General features: G+C 63.9%; 18 protein-coding genes and 1 tRNA gene. 9 read left to right on the forward strand and 10 right to left on the reverse strand.

Translation table 11 applies throughout. From position 1 onward, the window contains the following. The first annotated feature begins 249 nt into the window (after positions 1-249). The 3 genes from B5F70_RS10210 to B5F70_RS11015 all read left to right on the forward strand — a co-directional run bounded on the left by B5F70_RS10210 (position 250) and on the right by B5F70_RS11015 (position 3,123). Positions 250-1,614 (forward strand): PFL family protein, encoded by a 1,365-nt coding sequence (locus tag B5F70_RS10210; RefSeq protein ID WP_087205466.1) that lies wholly within the window; start codon positions 250-252, stop codon positions 1,612-1,614. A 495-nt stretch (positions 1,615-2,109) separates the two neighbouring features. Next, positions 2,110-2,745 (forward strand): hypothetical protein, encoded by a 636-nt coding sequence (locus tag B5F70_RS10215; RefSeq protein ID WP_087205467.1) that lies wholly within the window; start codon positions 2,110-2,112, stop codon positions 2,743-2,745. Between the two features lie 9 nt (positions 2,746-2,754). Beyond that, complete coding sequence (locus B5F70_RS11015) at positions 2,755-3,123, forward strand: helix-turn-helix transcriptional regulator (protein ID WP_206383553.1); 369 nt, start codon at positions 2,755-2,757, stop codon at positions 3,121-3,123. A gap of 14 nt (positions 3,124-3,137) precedes the next feature. Here B5F70_RS11015 and B5F70_RS10225 read toward each other — a convergent pair whose 3' ends face one another. Beyond that, on the reverse strand, positions 3,138-5,372 hold the full coding sequence (locus B5F70_RS10225; RefSeq protein WP_143753972.1) for a hypothetical protein: 2,235 nt from the start codon (positions 5,370-5,372) through the stop codon (positions 3,138-3,140). 146 nt (positions 5,373-5,518) lie between these two features. Between B5F70_RS10225 and B5F70_RS10230 the strand changes: the two genes are divergently transcribed. Then, positions 5,519-7,318: a TIR domain-containing protein gene (locus B5F70_RS10230; protein WP_143753973.1), complete on the forward strand. Its 1,800-nt coding sequence runs from the start codon at positions 5,519-5,521 to the stop codon at positions 7,316-7,318. A 57-nt stretch (positions 7,319-7,375) separates the two neighbouring features. On the opposite strand, the gene B5F70_RS10235 is transcribed toward B5F70_RS10230, so the two are convergent. From B5F70_RS10235 to B5F70_RS10260, 6 genes are all read right to left on the reverse strand, one after another. Next, a tRNA-Glu gene (locus tag B5F70_RS10235) sits at positions 7,376-7,449 on the reverse strand. Between the two features lie 136 nt (positions 7,450-7,585). Then, on the reverse strand, positions 7,586-8,368 hold the full coding sequence (locus B5F70_RS10240; protein WP_087205470.1) for a hypothetical protein: 783 nt from the start codon (positions 8,366-8,368) through the stop codon (positions 7,586-7,588). Continuing rightward, a complete protein-coding gene (locus tag B5F70_RS10245; RefSeq protein WP_087205471.1) occupies positions 8,361-8,828 on the reverse strand; it encodes a peptidylprolyl isomerase in 468 nt (155 codons plus the stop codon). Before B5F70_RS10245 ends, B5F70_RS10240 begins: the two co-directional genes overlap by 8 nt. Positions 8,829-8,921: 93 nt before the next feature. Beyond that, positions 8,922-9,980, reverse strand: coding sequence for a hypothetical protein (locus B5F70_RS10250; protein ID WP_087205472.1), 1,059 nt, complete (start codon positions 9,978-9,980; stop codon positions 8,922-8,924). Then, entirely contained in the window at positions 9,980-11,059 is a 1,080-nt protein-coding gene (locus B5F70_RS10255) for a hypothetical protein (protein ID WP_087205473.1), read from the reverse strand. The genes B5F70_RS10250 and B5F70_RS10255 overlap by 1 nt, the downstream gene beginning before the upstream one ends. A 126-nt stretch (positions 11,060-11,185) precedes the next feature. After that, positions 11,186-11,569 carry a NusG domain II-containing protein gene (locus tag B5F70_RS10260; RefSeq protein ID WP_241145976.1) on the reverse strand — a complete coding sequence of 128 codons (384 nt, stop codon included), beginning with the start codon at positions 11,567-11,569 and terminating at the stop codon, positions 11,186-11,188. A 215-nt stretch (positions 11,570-11,784) separates the two neighbouring features. Here B5F70_RS10260 and B5F70_RS10265 point away from each other — a divergent pair, with 215 nt between their 5' ends. After that, on the forward strand, positions 11,785-12,999 hold the full coding sequence (locus B5F70_RS10265; RefSeq protein WP_087205475.1) for an iron-containing alcohol dehydrogenase: 1,215 nt from the start codon (positions 11,785-11,787) through the stop codon (positions 12,997-12,999). A 132-nt stretch (positions 13,000-13,131) separates the two neighbouring features. Here B5F70_RS10265 and B5F70_RS10270 read toward each other — a convergent pair whose 3' ends face one another. Then, entirely contained in the window at positions 13,132-14,205 is a 1,074-nt protein-coding gene (locus B5F70_RS10270; protein WP_087205476.1) for a Xaa-Pro peptidase family protein, read from the reverse strand. A 204-nt stretch (positions 14,206-14,409) separates the two neighbouring features. On the opposite strand from B5F70_RS10270, the gene B5F70_RS10275 reads away from it, so the two are divergent. Continuing rightward, the gene (locus tag B5F70_RS10275) at positions 14,410-14,892 is read left to right on the forward strand and encodes a transposase (RefSeq protein WP_206383554.1); all 483 of its coding nucleotides are present in this window, start codon (positions 14,410-14,412) and stop codon (positions 14,890-14,892) included. Here B5F70_RS10275 and B5F70_RS10280 read toward each other — a convergent pair. Continuing rightward, on the reverse strand, positions 14,825-15,202 hold the full coding sequence (locus B5F70_RS10280) for a hypothetical protein (RefSeq protein WP_087205477.1): 378 nt from the start codon (positions 15,200-15,202) through the stop codon (positions 14,825-14,827). The genes B5F70_RS10275 and B5F70_RS10280 overlap by 68 nt on opposite strands. 347 nt (positions 15,203-15,549) lie before the next feature. Between B5F70_RS10280 and B5F70_RS10285 the strand changes: the two genes are divergently transcribed. Then, the gene (locus B5F70_RS10285) at positions 15,550-15,888 is read left to right on the forward strand and encodes a PTS lactose/cellobiose transporter subunit IIA (protein WP_087205478.1); all 339 of its coding nucleotides are present in this window, start codon (positions 15,550-15,552) and stop codon (positions 15,886-15,888) included. A 72-nt stretch (positions 15,889-15,960) separates the two neighbouring features. Here B5F70_RS10285 and B5F70_RS10290 read toward each other — a convergent pair whose 3' ends face one another. Then, on the reverse strand, positions 15,961-16,941 hold the full coding sequence (locus tag B5F70_RS10290; protein ID WP_343283728.1) for a substrate-binding domain-containing protein: 981 nt from the start codon (positions 16,939-16,941) through the stop codon (positions 15,961-15,963). A gap of 453 nt (positions 16,942-17,394) precedes the next feature. On the opposite strand from B5F70_RS10290, the gene B5F70_RS10295 reads away from it, so the two are divergent. Both B5F70_RS10295 and lacG read left to right on the forward strand, forming a co-directional pair. Further along, entirely contained in the window at positions 17,395-19,269 is a 1,875-nt protein-coding gene (locus tag B5F70_RS10295) for a lactose/cellobiose PTS transporter subunit IIB (RefSeq protein WP_019129010.1), read from the forward strand. A gap of 129 nt (positions 19,270-19,398) precedes the next feature. Next, positions 19,399-20,829 carry a 6-phospho-beta-galactosidase gene (lacG, locus tag B5F70_RS10300; protein ID WP_087205480.1) on the forward strand — a complete coding sequence of 477 codons (1,431 nt, stop codon included), beginning with the start codon at positions 19,399-19,401 and terminating at the stop codon, positions 20,827-20,829. Positions 20,830-22,048 lie beyond the last annotated feature (1,219 nt).

The raw sequence follows: 22,048 nt of genomic DNA on the forward strand, positions 1-22,048 counted from the left end.
GGTGTGCGGGGGGCGGGGTGCATGCGGTCACGGTAACCTCCTTTTGCCCCATTGTCCCCCTTTTGCAGGCGGCGTCCCAGGCTGGTTTGGCGAGATTCGCGGTATGGCCAGATTCGCGCACCCCCTCCGCTACTCATGTGAAACGCGCGGACGCCGCGCCCTTGTCCCGCCAGGCGGGCGCGACAGGCTACAATAACCAAAAACATGGAGCCGTCGGAGCAGCCCATCACCCGAGCGTAAGGAGCGCGCATGGCCATCACCCCGCAAGAAATCGCCGAAACCCGCGGCATGGTCGCGGAGCAGAACCTCGACATCCGCACCATCACCATGGGCATCTCGCTTATGAGCTGCGCCGACGAGAGCCTCGAGCGCATGGCGACCAAGGTGTACGACCATGTGACTCAAACGGCAGAGCATCTGGTCGAGACCGCCGAGAACCTCGAGCGCGAGTACGGTATCCCCATCGTCAACAAGCGCATCGCCGTCACCCCGGTGGCGCAGATTGCCGCCGCCTGCCACGATGAGGACCTGACGCCGCTCGCCCACGCGCTCGACCGTGCCGCCGAGACGCTCGGCATCGACTACCTCGGCGGATTCTCGGCGCTTGTGCACAAGGGCATCGGCGATGCCGACCGCCGCCTCATGAACTGCATCCCCGAGGCGCTTGCGGCCACGAGCCGCGTCTGCTCGAGCGTCAACGTGGCGAGCCTGCGCGCCGGCATCAACATGGATGCCGTGCTCAAGGTCGCCGAGCTCGTGCGCCGCTCGGCCGAGCTCACGGCCGACCAGGATTCTGTCGGCGCGTCCAAGTTTGTGGTCTTCGCCAACATGGTTGAGGACTCGCCGTTCATGGCGGGCGCTGTCCATGGTTCTGGCGAGGCGGATGCCGTCATCAACGTGGGTGTTTCCGGCCCCGGCGTCATGGCGGCGGCGCTCGAGGAGCTGTCCGAGACCGCAAGCATGATGGAGGTCGCCGAGAAGATCAAGCAGACCGCCTTCAAGATCACGCGCGCAGGCGAGCTCATGAGCCGCGAGGCCGCGCATCGGCTCGGGGTCGAGAAGGGCATCGTCGACCTGTCGCTCGCGCCCACGCCCGCCATCGGAGACTCGGTGGCGCGTATCCTGGAGATCATCGGTGTCGGCACGTGCGGCGGCCCGGGGACCACGGCGGCGCTCGCGCTGCTCAACGACTGCGTCAAGAAGGGCGGCGTCATGGCCACCTCGAGCGTCGGCGGTCTGTCGGGTGCGTTCATCCCGGTATCCGAGGACGCCGGCATGATCGCGGCGGCCGAGGCGGGCGCGCTTACGCTCGAGAAGCTCGAGGCCATGACCTGCGTGTGCTCCGTCGGCCTTGACATGATCGCCATCCCCGGTGACACGAGCGTGGAGACCATCGCCGGTATCATCGCCGACGAGATGGCCATCGGCGTCATCAACAACAAGACGACGGCGGTGCGCATCATCCCCGCCATCGGCAAGGGCGTGGGCGACGCCGTCGAGTACGGCGGACTGTTTGGCCGCGCGCCCATCATGCCCGTCAACCCGCATGCGGGCACCGTGTTCGCGCACCGCGGCGGGCGCTTCCCGGCACCGCTCAACTCGCTCAAGAACTAGGGACACTATCCCGGAGCGGCGCGCTGGAAGCGTCGCTGCTGCTAAGCATACTGCGCATCGAACAGCTGCCTCGAAAGAGGCGGCTGTTTCCGTAAACGCCCGAGGCCTCATGCATAACTCCCGGTATGGCGCGACTCTTCGACGTTGCGATTGGGCGTTGTGGTCAAATCATCCTGTGAGAGGGCATTGGTACCCCGCCTCTTGCAGTCCTAGGGCGTGAAAGCGGCGCGGAAACACTGTTGCTTGCTCAGCGGAGCGTCGCATTGCGCACCATGGGTGCAGGAAATCATGCCAGCGGCACCGTATCCCGTCACGCTTGGGCTCCACACAATGCCCTCTCACGGGGTAATTTGACCATTTTGCCAAAAACGAACGTGGCATGCCCTGTGGCATTCTCTGACGAGATGACAGCGAATAGTTAATCTATGAAAAAAATATCGAAATACATTAAATAATTGCTATAATCAGGCCTAGAACCAAGCGGAAGGAGGCTTCATGGTGGCAGCTAACCTATTCGGGAACATTCACATTGAAGAAGAGGTGCGCAAGCGCGTGCTCGCGCGCATTCGCCAAACCTCACGTATCGCAGCCGTGATATGCGCCATAGGGGCGGTCTTCTGTTTTTTGAGGGTCCTGCTGCCGATTGTGGGGATGGCGCAGGCGTTGTTGGCCTCTTCGGATGCTTTACTCGATGGTGCGACGGAAGGAAATCGCGTCGTCCTTATTGCTTCGCCTGCAATTGAGATATGGGATACGAATGGGCTTCTCGTTGGAGCCCTCCATATCCCCGACTCGCTGGAGGCTTTGCTCGCAACGGCTGGATTGATGGTTGCAGCTCTTCTGTTTATAGAAGTATCTCGTTCTGGTAGACCGTTTGAGAATAAGTCAGCGCGAAGGCTGAGGCTCATTGGCGTCGTCTGCCTTCTGACGGCGATTGTGCCTCCTGTAGTTGGCGGATTGTATATCACGCTCAAATACGGACAATTTGATTTGGGCCTTTTGATGGTCGAGGGCGCTATCCCGCGTGCCCAGAATCTTGCCATTGGTGTACTGGGTATCTTGATTCTTGCCTTTGCGCCTATCATTGCGTATGGACAGATCCTGCAGCAGCAGGACGACACCTTACTGTAGGGGACAGCCATGATTGTTATGAGACTCGATCGTATGCTTGCGGATCGTAAAGTGTCGTCTAAAGAGCTTGCGGAGCGCATCGGGATATCTCCCGTGAACATATCGCGCATCAAAACGGGAAAGATCAACGCAATCCGGTTCTCGACGCTCGAGGCAATTTGCGAGGTGCTACGCTGCCAGCCGGGAGACCTGCTCGAGTTTGTTCCCGACGCCGAGGTGGCTTACGTGCTCGGTATCGCGGCCCCGCACACGGAGGTGTCCTGCGTCCAAGCGGCTGAGTTCGTGGCGGAAGCACCCAAGGCGGAGGGTTCCGCCGTAAGCGCTACCCACAGCGATGTGGTAGAGCCCTCTGCCAGTATCGGTCTTGCGGGGGCGTAGGCAAAAGTGGGGCGCTAACCTACGGTGATGAACTGGTCCGCTATGTCGCGGTCCGACTGCTGGTTGTGGCGAGAGCGAACCCATGCGAGGACGCCTGCCTGAGAGAGGGCGCGCTCGTTCTCCGTCGTGCCGGCGATGCTCGCTATCGCCTTGTCCGCAAGCGGCAGGAGCTCCCAGTCGACAAGGGCGACATGGCGCTTGAGGTGCTTGTCGCGGATCACGCTCTTCACAAGCGACTTGACGGCACCGCCGTCGCTTGCGTCACCGCCCTCATGGAGGTAGGCGCGGTACGCAGCCGCAAAGTCCTGAGCCAGGTCGTCCCACGGCCGCGTGATGTAGCCCGAGGTCACCATGTATGCGTTCCAGCGAAGATGTTCAAGCTGGCCAACGAGGTCCCGCAAGACGGCGCGGTCCTCGTCGGTGAGCGCGTCGCGCCCGCCGTGAGCTGCAAGGGCATCAGCCTGCTCGTTCCAGAACAGACGCTCCGCACCGATGAAGTCGGCGGTGGCGCGGCTCGATTCGCGGTCGTAGAGGGTGAGCGTAGGGTCGTCCCACGCGCTTTGTGCGCACGTGAGATAGGGCTCGTTGGCGGCATCGTCGAACAGGTCGGGCATGGCGGAGCTGTCCGCATAGCGGAGGTTCACCATCATGGCGCGGCGATCGATGGAACGGTGAAGCACTAGGCTCGATTGCATGCAGTCGGCGGTGCCTCCGTAGATGAGGACGCGTTTGAGGTCCTCGGCGTGCGCACGCTCGCGCCCGCCGTAGCTGTTTTCCCATACAAAGCCGGGGCGCTCCGATTCATCGAACTGTACGTATACCGGCCTTATAGCCGGGCAGCGCCTCTCGAGCGTGCGGTGCCAGACCTCGCGCTGCGAGGGTGCGCGCCCCTCGTCTGGCTCGGTGTTGATCACCAGTGTGACGCCGTTGGCATCAAGCGGCGTCTGCTCGATCATGTCGAGCTTGCTGGAGAAGAAGGCAAACGTGGCGGGCGGCGTGAGACGCGGCTGCTGCTCAGCGGATTCGCTCGAGATGGTGGTCGCATCAAGCCCATCGGGGAAGAGTGCGGGGTACGCGCGCCTGAGGCGGCGCTCTATGCGGCCAGCCTTGGTGCTCGCGATGGCGATATGGGGCTGCCGCGGCTGCGCGGCAAGGTCGTCGCCTACCAAAAGCGCCTGACCGTTGCGCACGAGGTAGACGATGGTGAGCACCATGCGCTCGACGTCGTTGCCCATGACCATAGCCGTGAGAGGGTGGGTGCCGATGCCAATATCGGCGCCCTGCGGCGGCAGGAGCTGGCGGACGAGCTGGCGCACCCTGATTTCCTCGACGCTATAGGAATAGAGGTCAGAGGGGTTATCGATGCCGCGCGGACTGCTGAGCGCATCGCTCGCGGGCTCCGCGCCGTCAAGGGCGCGCTCCCAGTCCTCGTCGCGCCACGAGGCCGCGCGGTTGGGATGATAGAGCGCAACGGTGACGCGACCGTTGCGAAAGACGGCGATGTATATCGACCGCTCACGCCCGCGCTTCTGCGTCTTGCCAGATGCTTTGCCAAGGTGACGTGCGATGGAGGCGAGTTCTTGCAAGGCGCGCTCGCGATCGGTTGCCTCGGTATGGCCGGCGGCGGAGATGCGCCAGGTCGCATGGGAGGGGTCATCCCCGCTCAGGCGGAAGATGATGGCTGGCGGGGTGGACGTCGCGCTCTCGCTCGCGCCGGTGATGAAGCGCTCGGCGTGTACCGCCATGGGTTCGCTCGCGTGCACGATGAGGACGTCGCCAAAATGCCCCTGCGTAAGGCTTAGGTGCGTCGAGAATCCGGTGAACAGCGTGAGGGCGAATTCCGCGGTAAGGGCGAGCGACAGGAGATTGCCAAGTTCAAAGAGTGCGTGCAAGGCGAAATGCCCCGGGTTGGCGGCAATCCAGGCGAGGCCTGCGGCGTCTCCTGCCGCGTCGGGGAAGAGGGCAAAGCCGTTGCCGCCCAGAAACGCAGCTCCCGCCATGCCGAGCGAGGTGAGCGCGGCGGTCGCCGAGGTGGCAAACGAGGAGAGGAGACTGGCGCCGGCAGCATCGGTCTCAAACAGGAGCTGCTTGGCAAAGCAGATAAGGGCGACGGCGATGAAGGTGGCGACAAACACCCGCGGCCGCCTGCCGTGGTCGAGCCGGTCATGCAAGAGGTACACCGCTCCGGCAACTATCGCGAGTGCCACTGCCGTGCCTAATACGGTCCCGATGATTGGCAGATTACCCATATCAAACCTCCGCCACAGCAAGATACAGTTGCACCGAGGTCGTGTGCCGCGATGCTCCCTGCTACCTGGATAGCTTCGCGCCGCTCAGATAGTCCTATCTTACGCGTTCGCGCGGGCTCAACCGGCACGGGCGGCCCAATCTTTTGTTGGCGCTATCGTTGAGATGCTACGAGGCCCCATCGTTGACAGACGATAAAGAGCCGCGCCGCGATTTGACATCATCGGCCTTGGTTTCTACCGCTACCATGGCTATAACGTTGGAATGGCCATGGAGTGGAGTCGCCATGCAAGAGAAGCACACGGTGAAGTTGGGCGTATCGTCCATTTCGGTATTCTTCAGCTACTCCCATCGCGATAGCATGGCGGGAAGTCTCACCTCGTTTGTCCAGCGTGCTGTGGACGTCTGCAATGCAAAAGAGACGACGCTGCCGCTGCATCTATTCGTTGATGACAGCGGCATTCTTCCAGGCGATGCATGGCGCGCCACCATAAACGACAGTCTCGCGAATACGCATATCTTTCTACCGTGTATTACGCCCAACTACTGCTTGAGTGCAGAGTGCGCCTACGAATACAAGCGCTTTGAAGACTTGCGCCGCAACGATGGTATCGGGCGCACGTGCGTCCCGCTCTTTTGGGAGGATATTCCGTCGGAGTACTTTGAGATACAGAGCTTTAGGCGAGACATCTTGGATGCGGCGCGTGCCATCAACGGCATCGATGTGACGTCGCTCGTCATGCGCCGGACATCCTCGCGAAACCTTATGGAGGAGGAGCTCGTGGCGGATCTTGCGAGCGCGCTCGAGCGGGCGGCCCGGTGGGTTGCGGATGACCTTTCGGCTACGGGCGCCTCCCCTTCAGATGCCGATGCGGCGAAAGCGGGGCGGGCGCATCAATACACGTGCGTCGGCTCCAAAGACCGCTCGACGTTTACCATGAGGTCTCCCGCCCCGTGCGTGGTCTTCAATGCGATCACCGACGATCCGTCATGGGGCGACGAGCGGGGTTTCACCCTCATCAAGGACGTCACGGGCATGCCCAACACGTTGGAGACGGCGTCGGCCGGCGATTTTGTCGAGGTCGCCCAAGCGATCGACCGCCACGTCTACATGGTCAAATCGTTTGTGCACCACTGTTCTGCCTCAAATCTCAAACTCACTGCTGAGGATGTGCGCCTGATGGCGTACATAGCACCCGGCTCCGTTAAGGACGCTATGGTTCAAGTGACGATACAGGCGAGTAATCTGGGCGCCACGAAAGATGATTCCGAGGGTAAGACAGGCGCGGTGTGGGACGAAGCCTACCTGACCTGCCCGGAGGGTTGTTCGTTCAAGGTCGCGTATATCTCGGGATCCGGCCGTTACTACAATGCCGTGCGTGGTCTTGAAAGTGAGCCCTTCGAGCTGCCGGACGACATTATCTCGAAAAAAGGGGCCTTGCTGGGTTATGAGCGGCTTGACGGACGGATTCCCGGGTGCTTCGCCTACTCCGGATACGCGACGTTTCTAATCATGGTGAAGGCTGAGAAGACGCGGCGCTCTTTGGGTATCCGCGCAAAAGGCGAGAAGGATGCCGATTGGGGCGCGAGGGCCGCGATCGGCCCGGGCGAGACGACGCTCGTCCGCATGGACTATCGGAATACCGGTATAAAGACAGACCAAGATGTTGTCCTCTCGGTCTCTCTGCCGCCCGCGTTGCAGCTGGTATCGGGAACGACAAGACTCTATAACGCAGGCAACCCCTCAGGTGCGTCGGTTTCCGACGCGTGGGTGCTGCGCGGTGCGAACATCGGATCGTACGCGCCGGGTTCCAACGCCATCGTAACCTTCTCGGTTCGCCTAACTGGCGAGGTGCCGCCCCAGGGCGTGCGTTCGGCAGAGATTCTCGCCCATGCCGTCACGGGAGATGGCGAGGTGTTTGCAGCGCTTCGGCTGCGCACGGCCTGACGTAGCAGAAAACCCGGCCTCCCCAAGGAGAGGAGGCCGGGTTAGCGTTGACGTGGGTGCCCCCAGCGGGATTCGAACCCGCGATATCCACCTTGAAAGGGTGGCGTCCTAGGCCGCTAGACGATGGGGACAGGAGCTCTGAGTATAGCAGAGCGGGCGAGCGGGACAAGGGTCGCTGCCCCTTTTCGCAGCATTTGCCATCGCGCCGCCGCGCAGCCGCCCGCTCCGCTCACCGCAGCTTGATGTCGCGCGAGGGATGGAGATGGGCTATGCGACCTCGCCGAGGGCCCTCGCGACGCGCATCGCATGCTTCTCCGCAGGCGAGAGGCGCTCGCGCGGCGAGAGGATGGTGTGCGTGCGGCAGAAGTCGGCGCACAGATCGCATCCGGCGCACACGTCGGGGTCGATCTGGCAGGTGGGGGGCACGAAGGCGAGGGCGGGGCAGGCGGTGATCTGGTTGCAGCGCTGGCACCCCATGCACGCGAAGGCGTTGACCTCGGCGGGCTCGAAGGCGCCCACCATGAGCTGGGCGCACGGCGAGGCGAAGACGAGGCCGTGCACGCCGGGCGCCTCTAGGGCAGAAAAGACGGCGCCCGAGCTGGCGAGCGTATCGAAGGGGTCGAGCACGGCCACGTCGGTGCAACCAAGCTCCCGAGCGCGCGCGACCAGGGCGGCTTGGCCCTCGGGGCGCTGGGAGTCTCTGCGCGAGGCGAGCACGCAGAGCAGGACCGTGGCTCCCTCGCGGGCGAGATGGTCGAGCTCGGGCGCGCGTACGGGGTCGAGGAGCGCCCGGTCGGGCACAAAGTGGGCGCAGACGGTTGCTGGCACCTCCTCATCGCCTGCGGGCACGGCCTGACGGTAGCGGGGCATGAGCGCCGCCTCGCCGCCCGGGCAGGTGGTGGCGGCGGGGTGCAGGGGCCCGACGGCGCTGCAACCGGCATCGCCGCAGAACACGCGTCCCCGACCGCGTCCGACGGCATCTTTCACGACGACAAACGCCGCACGGTGCGGGCATCCGGCGCAGGCGACACCGGTTTGGGGTCTACGCATGGGAATCGTCCTCCTTTGCCGGGTCCACCGGCTCGCGCGAGAGAAGCTCGAGCTCGAACGTGAGGCGGCAGCCTGCCATGGGATGGTTGAAGTCGAAGACGGTCTCGCCGTCGTCCTGCACGCGCACGACGCGGGCGAGCTGCTGATAGCCCTCGTCGTTCATCAGGTAGATGAGCTGGCCCACAACGAGGTCGTCGTAGTTGGGGATCTGCTCGGTGGGCATGGTGTAGAGAAGCTCGGGGCGGCGCTCGCCGTACGCCTCGCGCGGCTCGAGCGTCACCGTCTTGCGCTCGCCGGGCCGCATGCCGGCGACGGCGGCCTCAAACCCGGGCACGACCTCGTGCGCGCCCTCGATATAGGTGAGCGGCGCGCGTCCCTCGGTGGTGTCGAAGACGCCGCCATCCTCAAACTTGCCCGTGTAATGCACGGTTACCTTGTTGGTCAGCGAGAAGTTGGGCATGGTGCTCCTTGTGGTCAAACATGGGGGCGCGGGCATGCTGGTGTTTGCGCGCCCGCGCATAACTATAGCCCATCGCGCGCGGGTCCATCTTTCCTAGAACCCGTTGCGTGCGGCAAAAGCCTCCGAGGCGGCGAGCACGCCGTCGACGCCCTCTGCCCAGGTGGCGAAGTCGGGCGTGTCGGCGATGATGCCGTCGGCCTCCCACACCGCCTGGTGGGCGAGGTCCCACGAATTATGGGGGGCCGGGCGCACGGGCAGGTAGGGGTCGAGGTAGGTGGGGTTGAGAATGAAGAACGCCCCGCCATCGCAGCGCTCGGCAAAGGTGCGCAGCGCGCGCTGAGCGGCCCGGCGCTTGTCGAGCTTGTAGAGCAGAATGGTGCGCGCGAGGAGATACCAGGGCGAATCGTCGAGCGTGAGGCCGTCGGTCCGTGCGTCCCCGGCGTCCTCGCTCAGCTCGTGGGCAAAGGCGAAGAAGCCCTCTTCATCCTCGAGGCGGGCGAGCGCGAGAAGCACCGTGCCCTCGGCATGGTTGGGATAGCCCGCCGCCGCGCGGGCGCGCCGCGCATAGGTGATGGCTGCCCGATAGCGGGCGCTGGCGAGGCAGAGGCTCGAGATTGCTTCGAGCGTGTGCAGCCAGCCGATGCAGGCGGGCTCGCTTATCGTCCGCTCCGCCGCGGTGATGCCGCGGCGGGCAAGGTCGGCGGCGTCCCAGTAGCCGGGCGCGCCGAGGTCAAAGCCGGCGACGGCGCCCGTGAGGTGCCCGCGGATCTCATCCTCCAGCTTGAGGAGGTCGGCAAGGGCGCTGTCGAGCGGAACGTCGGCCAGAAGAATCGCCACCAGGCGCGCATCGACGCAGAGCTGGTCGCCTTGGGCGATGCGGGCGAGCACCTGGCGCGCCTCGCTGAAGAGCTGGGCGCGGCGCTCGTCGAACTCCTCGTCGGAAAGGTCATCCATGCCGGCGAGCCCTGCCATCAGGCGCTCATGTGCCTCCATGTAGGCAAGCAGCGCTTGGTCGTGGGGGGAGGCGGCGTACTTTGCGGGTCGGCTGAGCACCTCGGCGTGCACGAGTTCGCGCGCGGCGGGCGTAAGCTCGGGGTGCTCGTCGAGATAGCGGCGCTCGAGATGGGCGCATACGTACGCGCGGGGGTCCATCAGTTGTCACCCCCGGTGCCGCTCCGGCGCACCGCGCCCGCGCCGTGCCGCCGCTCGGAGAGCGCGTCGGTCACGAGCGGATGGGTGGCGATCCAGCTGGCGAGACATGCGTTCTCCGGCGCGCCGAGCCCCTCTTGCAGAAGCGGCGTCGACTCGGAGAGGGCGAGGATGAGCTCGTCTTCGCTGCCCGGTATGACGTGCACGCGGGCAAACAGGCCCTCGGGAAACTCCGCTTGGTAGTACAGCGCCTCGGCTGTGCGGGGATAGGCGCGCATGAGGGTGCGCAGCGCGCGCGTGGCGCCCGAGAAGTCGAGTTCGTGATAGGCGCAGGCGAGCTCGGCGATGAGCGTCCAGGCATCTGCGGGGCGCTCTTGCTTGGTGTGCCGGCGCCGGAAGGGCGCCGGCGGCAGGTATGCGGTCGCATGGCGGCGCCGGAACGCGGCGAGCTCGTCGCGCGTCGCCTCGAGTTTGGCGAGGGCGAGCGTGGCGGTGTGGCGCACGTCTCCGGGGTCCTCGGGCGCAAGCTCGAGGGCGTCCTCGGCGGTGCTCAGGGCAAGGCGGTACTTGCCGGCGATGAGGGCCTGTGCGGCGAGCGCGCCGAGCCAGCGCAGGTAGGGGCGCCGCCCAAGGTCCCTCATAAACTCTTGGTCGTAGGGGTCCGTTGCCTGTGAGGTGCGGGTGCGGACGCTCTCGGCGACCTCGGGGCGACGGTCGATCAGGTAGGCGACGTAGGCGTCGTTGGTGGGCGCGGTGAGCGCGACGAGCATGCGCTGGGCGTCCCAATTCTCGGCGTCGAGGTCGCATGCCTCTTTGAGCTGGTGCTCGGCGCGGTCGGTGAGGCGCTCGGCCTCTGCCTCGTCGGTCACAAACGGCACGCGGTAATCGACGGCTTCGCACGCCAGCGCGACCAGATGGAACGAGCGGTCGCGGTCATGCACGATGAGCTGTGCGGGGTCTTCCTGATAGCGGTCCATGCACGTCTGGATGAACGGCGCGTTCTCCAAGGGGAAGATGTGCTCGCGCCGGAGCGCCTCCAGGGTAAGGCGCAGGCAGTCTTCTTGTATGGGGTCGAACGCCACGGCGCCTCCCTTCGTGTTGGATGATACTCGACGATGGGCCAAAGGGGCTCAGGGCACCTTTGGTAAACATGATAGGTTATCACACCCGATGGCTATCCCGCGGCGCGCGGGCGGGCCCTCTGTATATCACACAAGCTGCGCGGCGTCCGCCTCGTCGGCGACGATCTCGAGCACCATGCCGTGCGGCAGGCAGACGATCTGGTCGCCCACCGCGCTGATGGGGTCGTGGTCGACGCACACTTGGTTGGAGCAATCCGCCCAGGTGACGTCGACGGTGCCGTGTGCGATGGAGACACGGTTCTCTCCCTCGGCGGTGGTGACGGTGTAGGCGGCGTCCCCGTCGAGAGGGTCGACGCGGTAGAAACCCTCGCGCGTCTGGCAGACGACGACGGAGCCTGCGGCGTCGGATTCGCCGGTGAGCGCTTGCGCGCCGAACCATAGGAGCCCGCCTGCTGCGATAAGGGCGATGATGACGATGAGGGCGCGGTCTCCGGTTTTAAGATGGGGCACGGGAGCCTCCGGGGCGGGGAACGGATGGGGGATAGGCCCATCCATAGTAAGGGCATCGCGGCGCCTCTGGCGGCGGGCGTATAAGATGCCCGCGCGGAAGGTACAATTCCTTCAGATGTTCGCGCAGATGGCGCGGACGCTTGCAAGGCATGGGGCCCAGTGCCCTCGGCCGTGATGCGGCGCCCCTGCAGCCGGGCGCCAGACAGGAGGTTCCCATGGGACGCTTTACCAATCCGCGAGACCTGTACTTTGGCGAGGGTGCCCGCCACGAGGTGAAAAACCTCAAGGGCCAGCGCGCCATGATCGTCACCGGCGGCGGCTCCATGCGCCGCGGCGGCTTCCTGCAGGACGTCGAGGCGGATCTTAAGGAGGCGGGCTTCGAGGTCGAGATCTTCGAGGGCGTCGAGTCCGACCCGTCCGTCGACACGGTGATGCGCGGCGCGAAGGCCATGGAGGAGTTCCAGCCCGACTGGATCGTGGGCATCGGCGGCGGCTCGCCCATCGATGCGGCCAAGGCCATGTGGCTGTTCTACGAGTATCCCAACGAGACGTTCGAGGAGGCCATCGTCCCCTTCAGCTTCCCCGAGCTCCGCACCAAGGCCAAGTTCTGCGCCATCGCCTCCACGTCCGGCACGGCGACCGAGGTGACCGCCTTCTCTGTCATCACCGATTACGAGAAGGGCATCAAGTACCCGCTCGCCGACTTCAACATCACCCCGGACGTTGCGATCGTCGACCCCGAGCTCACCTACACCATGCCGCAGAAGCTCTGCGCGCACACCGGTATGGACGCGCTGACCCATGCCATCGAGGCCTACGTCTCCACCGCGGGCTCGATGTTCACTGACGCCAACGCGCTGCACGCTATCCGCGAGATCGTAGAGTGGCTGCCCAAGAGCTACGAGGGCGACCACGAGGCGCGCCAGCACATGCATGAGGCGCAGTGCATCGCCGGCATCGCGTTCTCGTCCGGTCTGCTCGGCATCGTGCACTCCATGGCGCACAAGACCGGTGCCGCCTTTACGGGCGACCATATCATCCATGGCTGCGCCAACGCCATGTACCTCGGCAAGGTCATTCAGTTCAACAGCAAGGACGCCCGCGCCAAGAGCCGCTACGCCTATATCGCCAAGGAGGTCCTGCACCTCGCCGGCGAGACCGAGGACGAGCTCGTCGCCTCGCTGGTACAGAAGATTCGCGACCTCAACGACGTGCTCAACATTCCGCAGGGCATCAAGAACTACGGCAAGGGCGGCGTGAAGGCCGACGAGTCGATTATCGACTACGCCGAGTTCGAGGAGAAGAAGAGCCGCGTCGCCGTCGATGCCATCGGTGACGCCTGCACCGGGTCCAACCCGCGCCAGCCCACGCCCGAGGAGATGGAGAAGCTGCTCGAGTGCGTCTACAACGACGTGGACGTGGACTTCTAGGCGAGGTCTCGATTCCCAACGGAATCCCCCTGCACCTCTTACGCAAACGCCCCCCGCCTTACGGCCTGCGGAATGTTTGCCTGGGGAATCTGCAGGGGGATTCCTGCATTTCGACCCGCCGCAGCCCGGGTCTTAGAGCACGGTGAGCTCCTTGGGGTAGCTGTTCAGCACCTCGCAGCCGTCCTCCGTCACGATGACGAGGTCCTCGATGCGCACGCCGATGTCGCCGGGCAGATAGATGCCCGGCTCGATGGAGAAGCACATCCCGGGCTGCACGGGCTCGTCGTGCGTGGCGGAGACGTCGCCCGGTTCGTGGTCCTGAAGGCCGATCTGATGCCCCAGGCGGTGGTTGAACGCGGGCCCCCAGCCGGCGTCCTCGATGATGCGGCGCGCGGTCAGATCGATCTCTGCAAACGTGACGCCGGGGCGCACGATGGCCTCCGCCGCCTCGTTTGCCCGGCGCACCGCGTCGTAGACGGCGCGCTGGTGGTCGGTGGGCGCGGCGGTGAAGAACGTGCGTGTCATGTCCGAGCAGTACCAATCGCGCTTGCAGCCCACGTCGAAGAGGACCATGTCGCCCGCCTCGAGCACGGTGCCGTCCGGCTCGTGGTGCGGGTCGGCGGCGTTGGCGCCAAAGCTCACGATGGGGGAGAAGGAATGGTCCTGCGCGCCCAAGCGGCGGTACGTGCCGAGGAGCCCCTCGGCGATCTCGAGCTCCGTGGCTCCGGGCCGTACCTGCTCCACCAGCCACTGCATGGCCTCATCGTTCACGCGGGAGGCGGCGCGCATGAGCTCGCGCTCGCGGGCATCCTTGAGGGCGCGCGCATCGTCGACCGCGTCGGAGGCGACCGCGAAGGCCGACGCCGCACCTGCCTGCATGAGCGGAACGAGCCAGCGGGCGGGGAGCTCCTTGTCTACGCCGAGCGGACGCGCCGCATCGCACAGCTCGATGACGAGCGGGACGGGGTCGTCGGTGTCGGAGAACGCGACCACGTGCGCGCCGGTTGCCGACGCGTCGGGAAAGAGCCTGTTAACCAGAAGGGTCGGGGTCCCCGCGGCGGGGATGAAAAGCGCGAGAAAGCGCTCGTAGGGCTCGGTGTAGTAGCCGGTCAGCCACCAGATGGAGAGCGGGTCCACCACTATGAGCTGGGTGAGCCCGCGGGCAGCGAGGTTTGCCCGTACGCGGGCGATGCGGTCTGTATGCATGATGCCTCCCTGAGACGTAGGGGTTCGCACGCGCCCAGTGTAGCACCTGCGCGGCCTCGTCCAAACCGACCGTTGGTGTCGCCCTGCAGAGAAATCGCGTTTAGGTCCCCTTTGGGGGCGGAAAGGGGGCCTAAACGCGATTTCTCGGAGGAGGTCGAGGACCGCAGGCGCGACAAGGGGAGCGCGTTCGACGAGTTCAGGGACGTGATAGAGAGCAGGGCGGCGATGCCGGGGGTCACGAAGAAGGCCATACACGAGTTCCTGCTCGACCGGCACCCCGACGCGGCGCTGCCCAAGTACGGGGCCTTCACGAAATACTGCCGGGAGCGGGGGGTCGAGTGCGCCGCGCCGTCGGACCCCGAGCCGCACCCCCGCTTCGAGACCCCGGCCAGCTGCCAGCTGCAGTTCGACTGGAAGGAGGGGCTGGAGATGGTCGACGCGAACGGCGAGGTCTTCGAGTTCAACGTGTTCAGCGCGGTCCTCGGCTTCTCGCGCGCGCACCGCTTCGTCTACTCCAGGACCCGCACCGAGGACGACCTGCTCGCCTGCCTGCTGTCGACGTTCGTCCGGTTCGGCGGGGTGCCCGAGGAGGCCGTCATCGACAACATGGCCGCGCTCGTCACGTTCTCGGGCGGTAGGCTTCGGCGCAGGCGTCGAGCGGCACGGCGAACAGCGCGAGCCGAATGAAGGATACCCAGGTCGACAGCGGCTTCTTGCAGTTCTCGAGGACGGTTCCCGTGAGCGAGGTGAACCTCGCTCCGCAGCTCGGGCAGCGCCAGCGCCGGACGCCGGACGGCTCGCGCCCGTCCCTCCACGGCGACGCCTCCCCGCAGGCGGGGCACGCCGGGCGGGGGCGGTAGCGGTCGGCGGCCTCGGCGAGCGTGCCGACGCCGATCTCCTCCCTGAGCCTCCTTTCCTCGACGGCAGCGGAAAGGAGCTCGAGCTCGCCGGCGGACAGGCCGCCGACGAGCCCCGAGTAGGGGTTCAGTCGCTCCATGGCGGAGTCTTCCCATCCGCCCGAACGCCCACCCGGAGGGAATGTCGCCAAACATAGATCCGGGTGGGCGCTCGGGCAAATTCTACGTTTGGTTGGGAAGAGTATATCCCGTTCTGCCGGGGCGCTCGATCCATCACCTAAGTTCTAGACTGTCAGAAAAAACGATTTCCCACGTAAGCAGCTGTACAAGACCGTTTACGGCAGTTTTTATGCCGCTCACACTGTTAATATCACGTATCATTTTGTTTGGTTTTGTTGAGATGGTATTGTTCGACTTGCCCGGATATTCCAACAGCAAGCAAAATTGCGCAACAAAATGAGCACGTGCTCATACTACGGGAGGAACCATGGCATCAAAAGAAGAGATCTCGATGATCGGCTTTGAGATTGTCGCCTACGCTGGCGACGCCCAGACCGACCTAATCGCCGCATGCGAAAAGGCAAGCCAAGGCGACATCGATGGGGCGCGTGCCCTTCACGAATCTGCAAAGCAAGCTCTTATCGACGCCCACGACGTCCAGACCAGGCTTCTCTCCCAGGAAGCCGGAGGCGGCGAAATGGAGGTCACCTTCATCATGGTGCATGCCCAGGACACCCTGATGACCACCATGCTGCTTGAGAAGCAGACCAAGTTCACCATCGATGCCTACCAGCGCATCGCCCAACTTGAAGCCAGGCTCGCCTAGCGCAAGGCGCCATCAAGCTTTTGAGACAACCCAACTAATGAGGGGGCCGCTTCCGAGCGGCCCCCTCTTCATCTATATGCGATCAGCCACGGTGCCGCGCTCGACCAGCTCGCCCGGCAAACGCACCGCCTCGACCTTTGATTCTCTCGATAGCTGGGAGAAGAAGTAGTCGAACGTCTTTCGACCACGCTCGCGCATGTCGAAGCGCACAGTGGTCAGGTCATTGTGGGGCACCATGCCCTGCATGGAATCGTCCACGCCTATAACGCTCACGTCTTCCGGTACACGCCTGCCATGGGCGCGCAGCGCCATGATGGCACCCATGGCCATTTGATCGTTGGCCGCGTAGAGCGCCGTCATCTCAGCGTCTTGGACGAGCTTCTCGCCAAGCTCGTAGCCGCTGTCCGCAGTCCAATCCCCGTGTAGGGGCTCAACGACTTCGAGCCCCGCGCGCTCCAGCGAGTCTCGCCAACCGCGCGCCCTGAAATCCGCCGTAATCGAGTCTTTGGGACCGGCCAGGTGCCTGATCTGCGTATGGCCGCGCGAGCGAAGGTGGTCGACCACAAGCTGCGAACACCCGTATTGATCGGAGTCGATAGTGGTGCAGCGCGGGTGCTCCTTCATGGAGATGATGATGGTGGGCAGGCCGTTGAGCGGCTCGAACTCGTCAAAATCCTCGATGGTCCTGTTGGTGTTGAACACCATGCCGTCCACGGGGAGTTCCGCCAGGCGACGCGCGGTGTCCCGCAGGCGCACGGACTCGCTCTCATCATACTCGATCAAGGTGACGGCGTAACCGTACTCGCGGGCGGCGGACATAAGCCCCTCCAGCGTAGCGACGTTACCCGTATGGGTGATATCGAACATGCACAGGCCGATGCAGCCGTACTTGCCGCCGCGCAGCGACCTACCGGCAAAGCTGGGGTAGAAGCCAAGCTGGTCCATGGCATCCATAACGCGCCTTCGAGTCTCCTCGACCACGCACGCCTGCCCGTTGACCACGCGCGACACCGTCTGTCGGGAGACGCCGGCAAGCTTGGCAACGTCTGCCATGGACACCGCCCTGCCAGGCTTGTGCACTGCGGAATCTACCGCCGTCATCTTGTTATCCCGTTCCATCCAACGGCTCCCCTCGTATTGCGCATGCTCTCAGATTGATGCTCGAATTGCTGTTCAAACTGCTGTTCTGGTAAATGTAGCATCAACCGAGCGCAGGCTGAAGAGCGCGTGCGCATTGGACGAAGGCTATCATCTTTTCCGCGCACCTCTGTCTACGTCTATCCCGCCGCTTGCCGCCGATAATCGACCGCTCGCATCCCTTTACCCCCAACACCCCTTGCACCGCTATCAACTTATGATAACGTGCTCATTGCAGGAATGAGCACGTGCTCATAACGAGTAACATCCGGGCAAACATACTCGTAAGCAGCGCAAGCTCGCCCTGGCAGCCATCTCTATCAGCACGTTTAGTGGCTGCAAAAGCAAAACCATGCAAACGGAGGGTCCATGGAAAAGCTCATAGCGTTCATCGAGAAAGGCAAGCCTTTCTTCAACGCCATCGCGCGCAACAAGTACCTCAAGGCAATTCGCGACGGCTTCATTTCCGTCATGCCCATCATCATCGTCTCCAGCATCTTTCTTTTGGTCAGTGCCGTCCCCAATGTCTGGGGCTTCTACTGGCCGGCAGAGATCAACGACGTTCTCATGAAGGCCTACAACTACTCCATGGGCATCGTCGGCATCTGCGCAGCGGCCACCACGGCCAAGCACTTCTGCGATGCGCAGAATCGCGACCTGCCCAAGAACAACCAGATCAACTTCATCTCGGTCATGATTGCATCGCTCATCGGTTTTCTGCTGCTCTCCAGCGACGCCATCAGCTTCACGGATAACGGTGTCTCCATCTCCGGCCTCGCCAACGGCTACATGGGTTCCAAGGGCCTGCTAACCGCCTTTATCTGTGCGTTCGCCACCGGCATCATCTACAAGTTCTTTATCAAGCGCAACATCACCATCAAGATGCCCGAACAGGTGCCGCCCAATATCTCCCAGACCTTCAAGGACATCATCCCCTTTGGCGTCTGCCTGCTCTTCTTCTGGGGCTTTGACTTTGCATTCCGCAACATCTTTGGCTTCTGCTTCGCCCAAGGCGTTATCCAGGTGTTCCAGCCGCTCTTCTCCGCGGCAGATGGCTATTTGGGCCTCGCCATCATCTACGGCGCCATGTCTCTCTTCTGGTTTGTAGGCGTCCACGGCCCCTCCATCATCGAGCCCGCAATCTCCGCCGCCCTCATCTCCAACCTCGAGCTCAACATGGCCATGTACCAGGCCGGCGAGCACGCAACCGCCGTCCTCACCAAACCGCTTCAGGATTTCGTCGTCGCCATGGGCGGCACCGGCGCGACGTTGGTGATCTGCTTCATGTTCGCCTTCCTCGCCAAGTCCAAAGAGATGCGCGCCGTGGGCCGTGCCTCAGCCGTGCCGGTTTGCTTTGGCGTCAACGAGCCGTTCCTCTTCGGCGCTCCCATGGTCTTGAACCCCATCTTCTTCATCCCCTTCATCTTCGCGCCCATCGCCAATATCTGGATCACCAAGTTCTTCATCGACGTCTTGGGTATGAACGGTTTCATGTTCAGCCTTCCCTGGACCACCCCCGCGCCCGTGGGCATCGCCATGGGCCTGGGACTTCAGCCCCTTGCGTTCCTGCTCATCCCCGCCCTGCTGATTGTCGATTTCCTCATTTATTTCCCCTTCTTCAAGGTGTACGACCGTGAGAAGTGCGCCGAAGAAGCCGAGGCCGATCAGGCTGAGGTCGCACAGCGCGCCGCCCAGAAGCAAGCAGCCATGAACGCGGCGTTCCAGGGCAAGGCAGACACGGCAAGCGTCGCCACCGGTGCCGTCGCCCAGGCTGCCGCGAGCATGGCAGCAGAGAAAAAGCGTGCCGCTGGCCAGCCTATGGACGAAGAATCCGCGGGTAACACCACCCCCGCTGCATCTGATAACGCCGTTGCCAGCGCCTCGTCCAGCACTATCGCCGCTGCGAGCGACCCCTATGCAGCGCTCAACGGCCGTCGTGTCCTGGTCCTGTGCCAGGGAGGCGGAACCTCCGGCCTGCTCGCCAACGCGCTGGCCAAAGCTGCCCGCGAGCACGGCATCGACCTTGAGACCGCAGCGGACGCCTACGGCAGCCATCTGGACATCATGCCGGACTTTGACCTTGTTATCCTGGCGCCCCAGGCAGCGTCATACTTCGATGACCTCAAGGCCGACGGCGAGCGTATGGGCGTTGCCTGCTGCGTCACCCGCGGCAAGCAGTACATCGACCTCACCCGCGACGGCGAGGCATCGCTGGCATTTGTAGCCCAGCAGCTGGGCCTCTAGATCCCTGCGCGTGCAGTAGCGCACTCGAATAGAGCCCCCATTTCCGCGATTCGGGAGCAGCGCGCCCTGCCGTCTTCTCCCGAATCGCCCCTAACCCCTTTCAGCCCTTCAAACAAGATTGGATTCGCCGTGAGTCACATCTTCCCCGCCGATACCTCCCAGCGCTTTCCCGACAACTTTGTTTTTGGTGGCGCCACCGCCGCCTACCAGGTAGAAGGCGCTTGCCAATCCCATGGCAAGGGCAAGGTCGCATGGGACGACTACCTCGCCCAGCAAGGCCGCTTCTCGCCCGAGCCCGCCTGCGACTTTTACAACCGCTACGATAGCGACCTCGAGCTGTGCGAGCGCTTCGGCATGAACGGCATCCGCGTCTCAATCGCCTGGAGCCGCATCTTTCCCAATGGCGGCGTGGGCGAGCCCAACGCTGAAGGCGTGGCCTTTTACCACAACCTCTTCGCCAGCTGCCGCGCCCACGGAGTCGAGCCATACGTGACCCTGCACCATTTCGACTCCCCCGCCGCGCTCTACGCCAACGGAGACTTCCTCAACCGCGACACCATCGACGCCTTTGAGGCGTATGCCCGCTTCTGCTTTGACGAGTACCCCGAGGTGACCCGTTGGTTCACGTTCAACGAGATCGCAGCGGCCACGCTCAACCGCTATGTCGAAGGCACCTGGCCGCAGGGCAAGAAGGGCTGCCTGCACGAGTGCCTGCAGGCCCAACACAACATGATGCTCGCCCACGCCCGCGTCGTCTTGGCCTACAAGCAGGGTGGCTATCCCGGAACGATCGGCGTCATCCACGCACTGGAATACAAGTACCCCTATGACCCCGCCTGCCCAGGCGACATCCAGGCAGCCAAAAACGACGATGTTTTGCAAAACCGCCTGCTGCTCGACGCCACCTTCCGCGGCGACTATGCGCCCGATACGCTCCAGATCATCGAGCACCTCTGCCAGGCGAGCAACGGCTCAGTCGAGTTTTTGGACGATGACCTCTCGATTATGCGCCGCGCCGCGCAGCTCAACGACTGCCTGGGCATCAACTATTACCAAAGCCGTTTTCTCAAGGCGTTCGACGGTGAGACCGACCTTCATCACAACGGCACTGGCGACAAGGGTACCGGTCGCTGGCGCGTGGCGGGCGTGGGCGAGCGCGCCGTACGCCCCGGCATTCCCACCACGGACTGGGATTGGATTATCTATCCCAAGGGTCTGTTCGACCTTATGATGGATATTTCACTGCGCTATCCCAATTACAGGCAGCTGTTTATCACCGAAAACGGCATGGGTCGCAAGGACCAGCTTGTCGATGGCACCGTGGACGATTCCGAACGCATCGCATACGTCGAAGACCACCTGCGCTGGATCCTCAAGGCCATCGAATGCGGTGTCGACGTTGGCGGCTACTTTATGTGGAGCCTGCAGGACCAGTTCAGCTGGACCAACGGCTATAACAAGCGCTACGGCTTCTTCTACGTTGACTTTGAAACCCAGCAGCGCACGCCCAAGGCCAGCGCGTACTGGTTCAAGCGCGTCGCCCAGAATCACTGCCTGTAGGCATCGAATCACCTGTTAGCGCCGCATATCATTAAACGCATGCGCCCCCTGTCGGCATCGCCGCCGCAGGGGGCGCATTGGTTTCTGCCGATATCCACCAGCACAGACGCTCGTCCTTCATATCAAAAAGGAGGGAAACCCCTCAGGGCTCCCTTCCCCTTGTAGCAAGCTGTCAGCATCTACAGCAAGACGCACGACGACATGCGAAAACAAAGAAATACGTGCAAACGTATGCAGCTCGATTGTGCCGCGCCGACGATCCCGCCCGCCTTCGCCCTTGACGCCGAATGCGGGCAAGCAGCGGGGTAAAGCAAACCAAAGCAAAGCCCGCGCCCCCTGACGGGACGCGGGCGCAGTCGCTCACTTCGTGAAGGGAGGGGCTCGGCCCCAAGGGTCCGAATCGAGATGGACGCATCCCCATCACGGACGCGATATGGTCACGGCTATATAGCGCGCAGGCTAGTCGTGGTACTCGCCGCGGTCCCACTTCTCGATGAACTCATCGAAGAAGTGGGGGTCCGCCTGCGCCGCGGCATCCGCCTGGTTGACGGCGTCGAGCTTGGCGACGAGCGCATCGTGCTCGGGCGTGGGCTCGTAGCTCTCGCGACTCGGTGCGCCCCTTCACGCAGAACGCGCGCTGCGACGAGAGCATCCGGAGGGACGCCCTGCGCTCGTCCTCCTCGAGGACCTCGCGCAGCGTCCAGGGCATTCCGAGCGCCGTCCGCGCGATCACCTCCGCGCCCGGCTCGTCGGTCTTGGCCGTCGCCGGGAACATCTCGCGGGCCTGCTTCTCCGCCCTCCCGGGCGGGTAGGCGACGCGCATACCCGCGGCGCGCCCTGGCGAGCACGAGTGCGCCGATGTTGCGCCGCTGATCGACGAAGACGAGGGCGCCGGCGCCCGCCTCGGCGAGCACGCGGTCGATCGACGCGGGCCGGTTGTCGACCCGCTCGCTGAGGACGGCCTCGCCGCCGGCGCCGACGCCGAAGGCCCAGTGGAACGACTTGCCGACGTCGAAGCCGACCGCGGCGGCGGGGGCCTTCTTCCTGCGTCTTCCCATGGTGTATCCTCCAATCAGGTCGGCCGGCCCGACTCCGCCGCGGGGTCGACAGCCACATTACCCGGCCGTGGCGCCGCGCGCCCGGCATTTCTCTATCAGTCGTCTCCCGCGGCCCCTCCGCCCCGGTGGCACCCCCCCCGGGCCCTCGCAGGGCAGGGGGA

Origin of the sequence: Collinsella sp. An268 (genome assembly GCF_002159765.1) — a bacterium.
GTDB lineage: Bacteria > Actinomycetota > Coriobacteriia > Coriobacteriales > Coriobacteriaceae > Coprousia.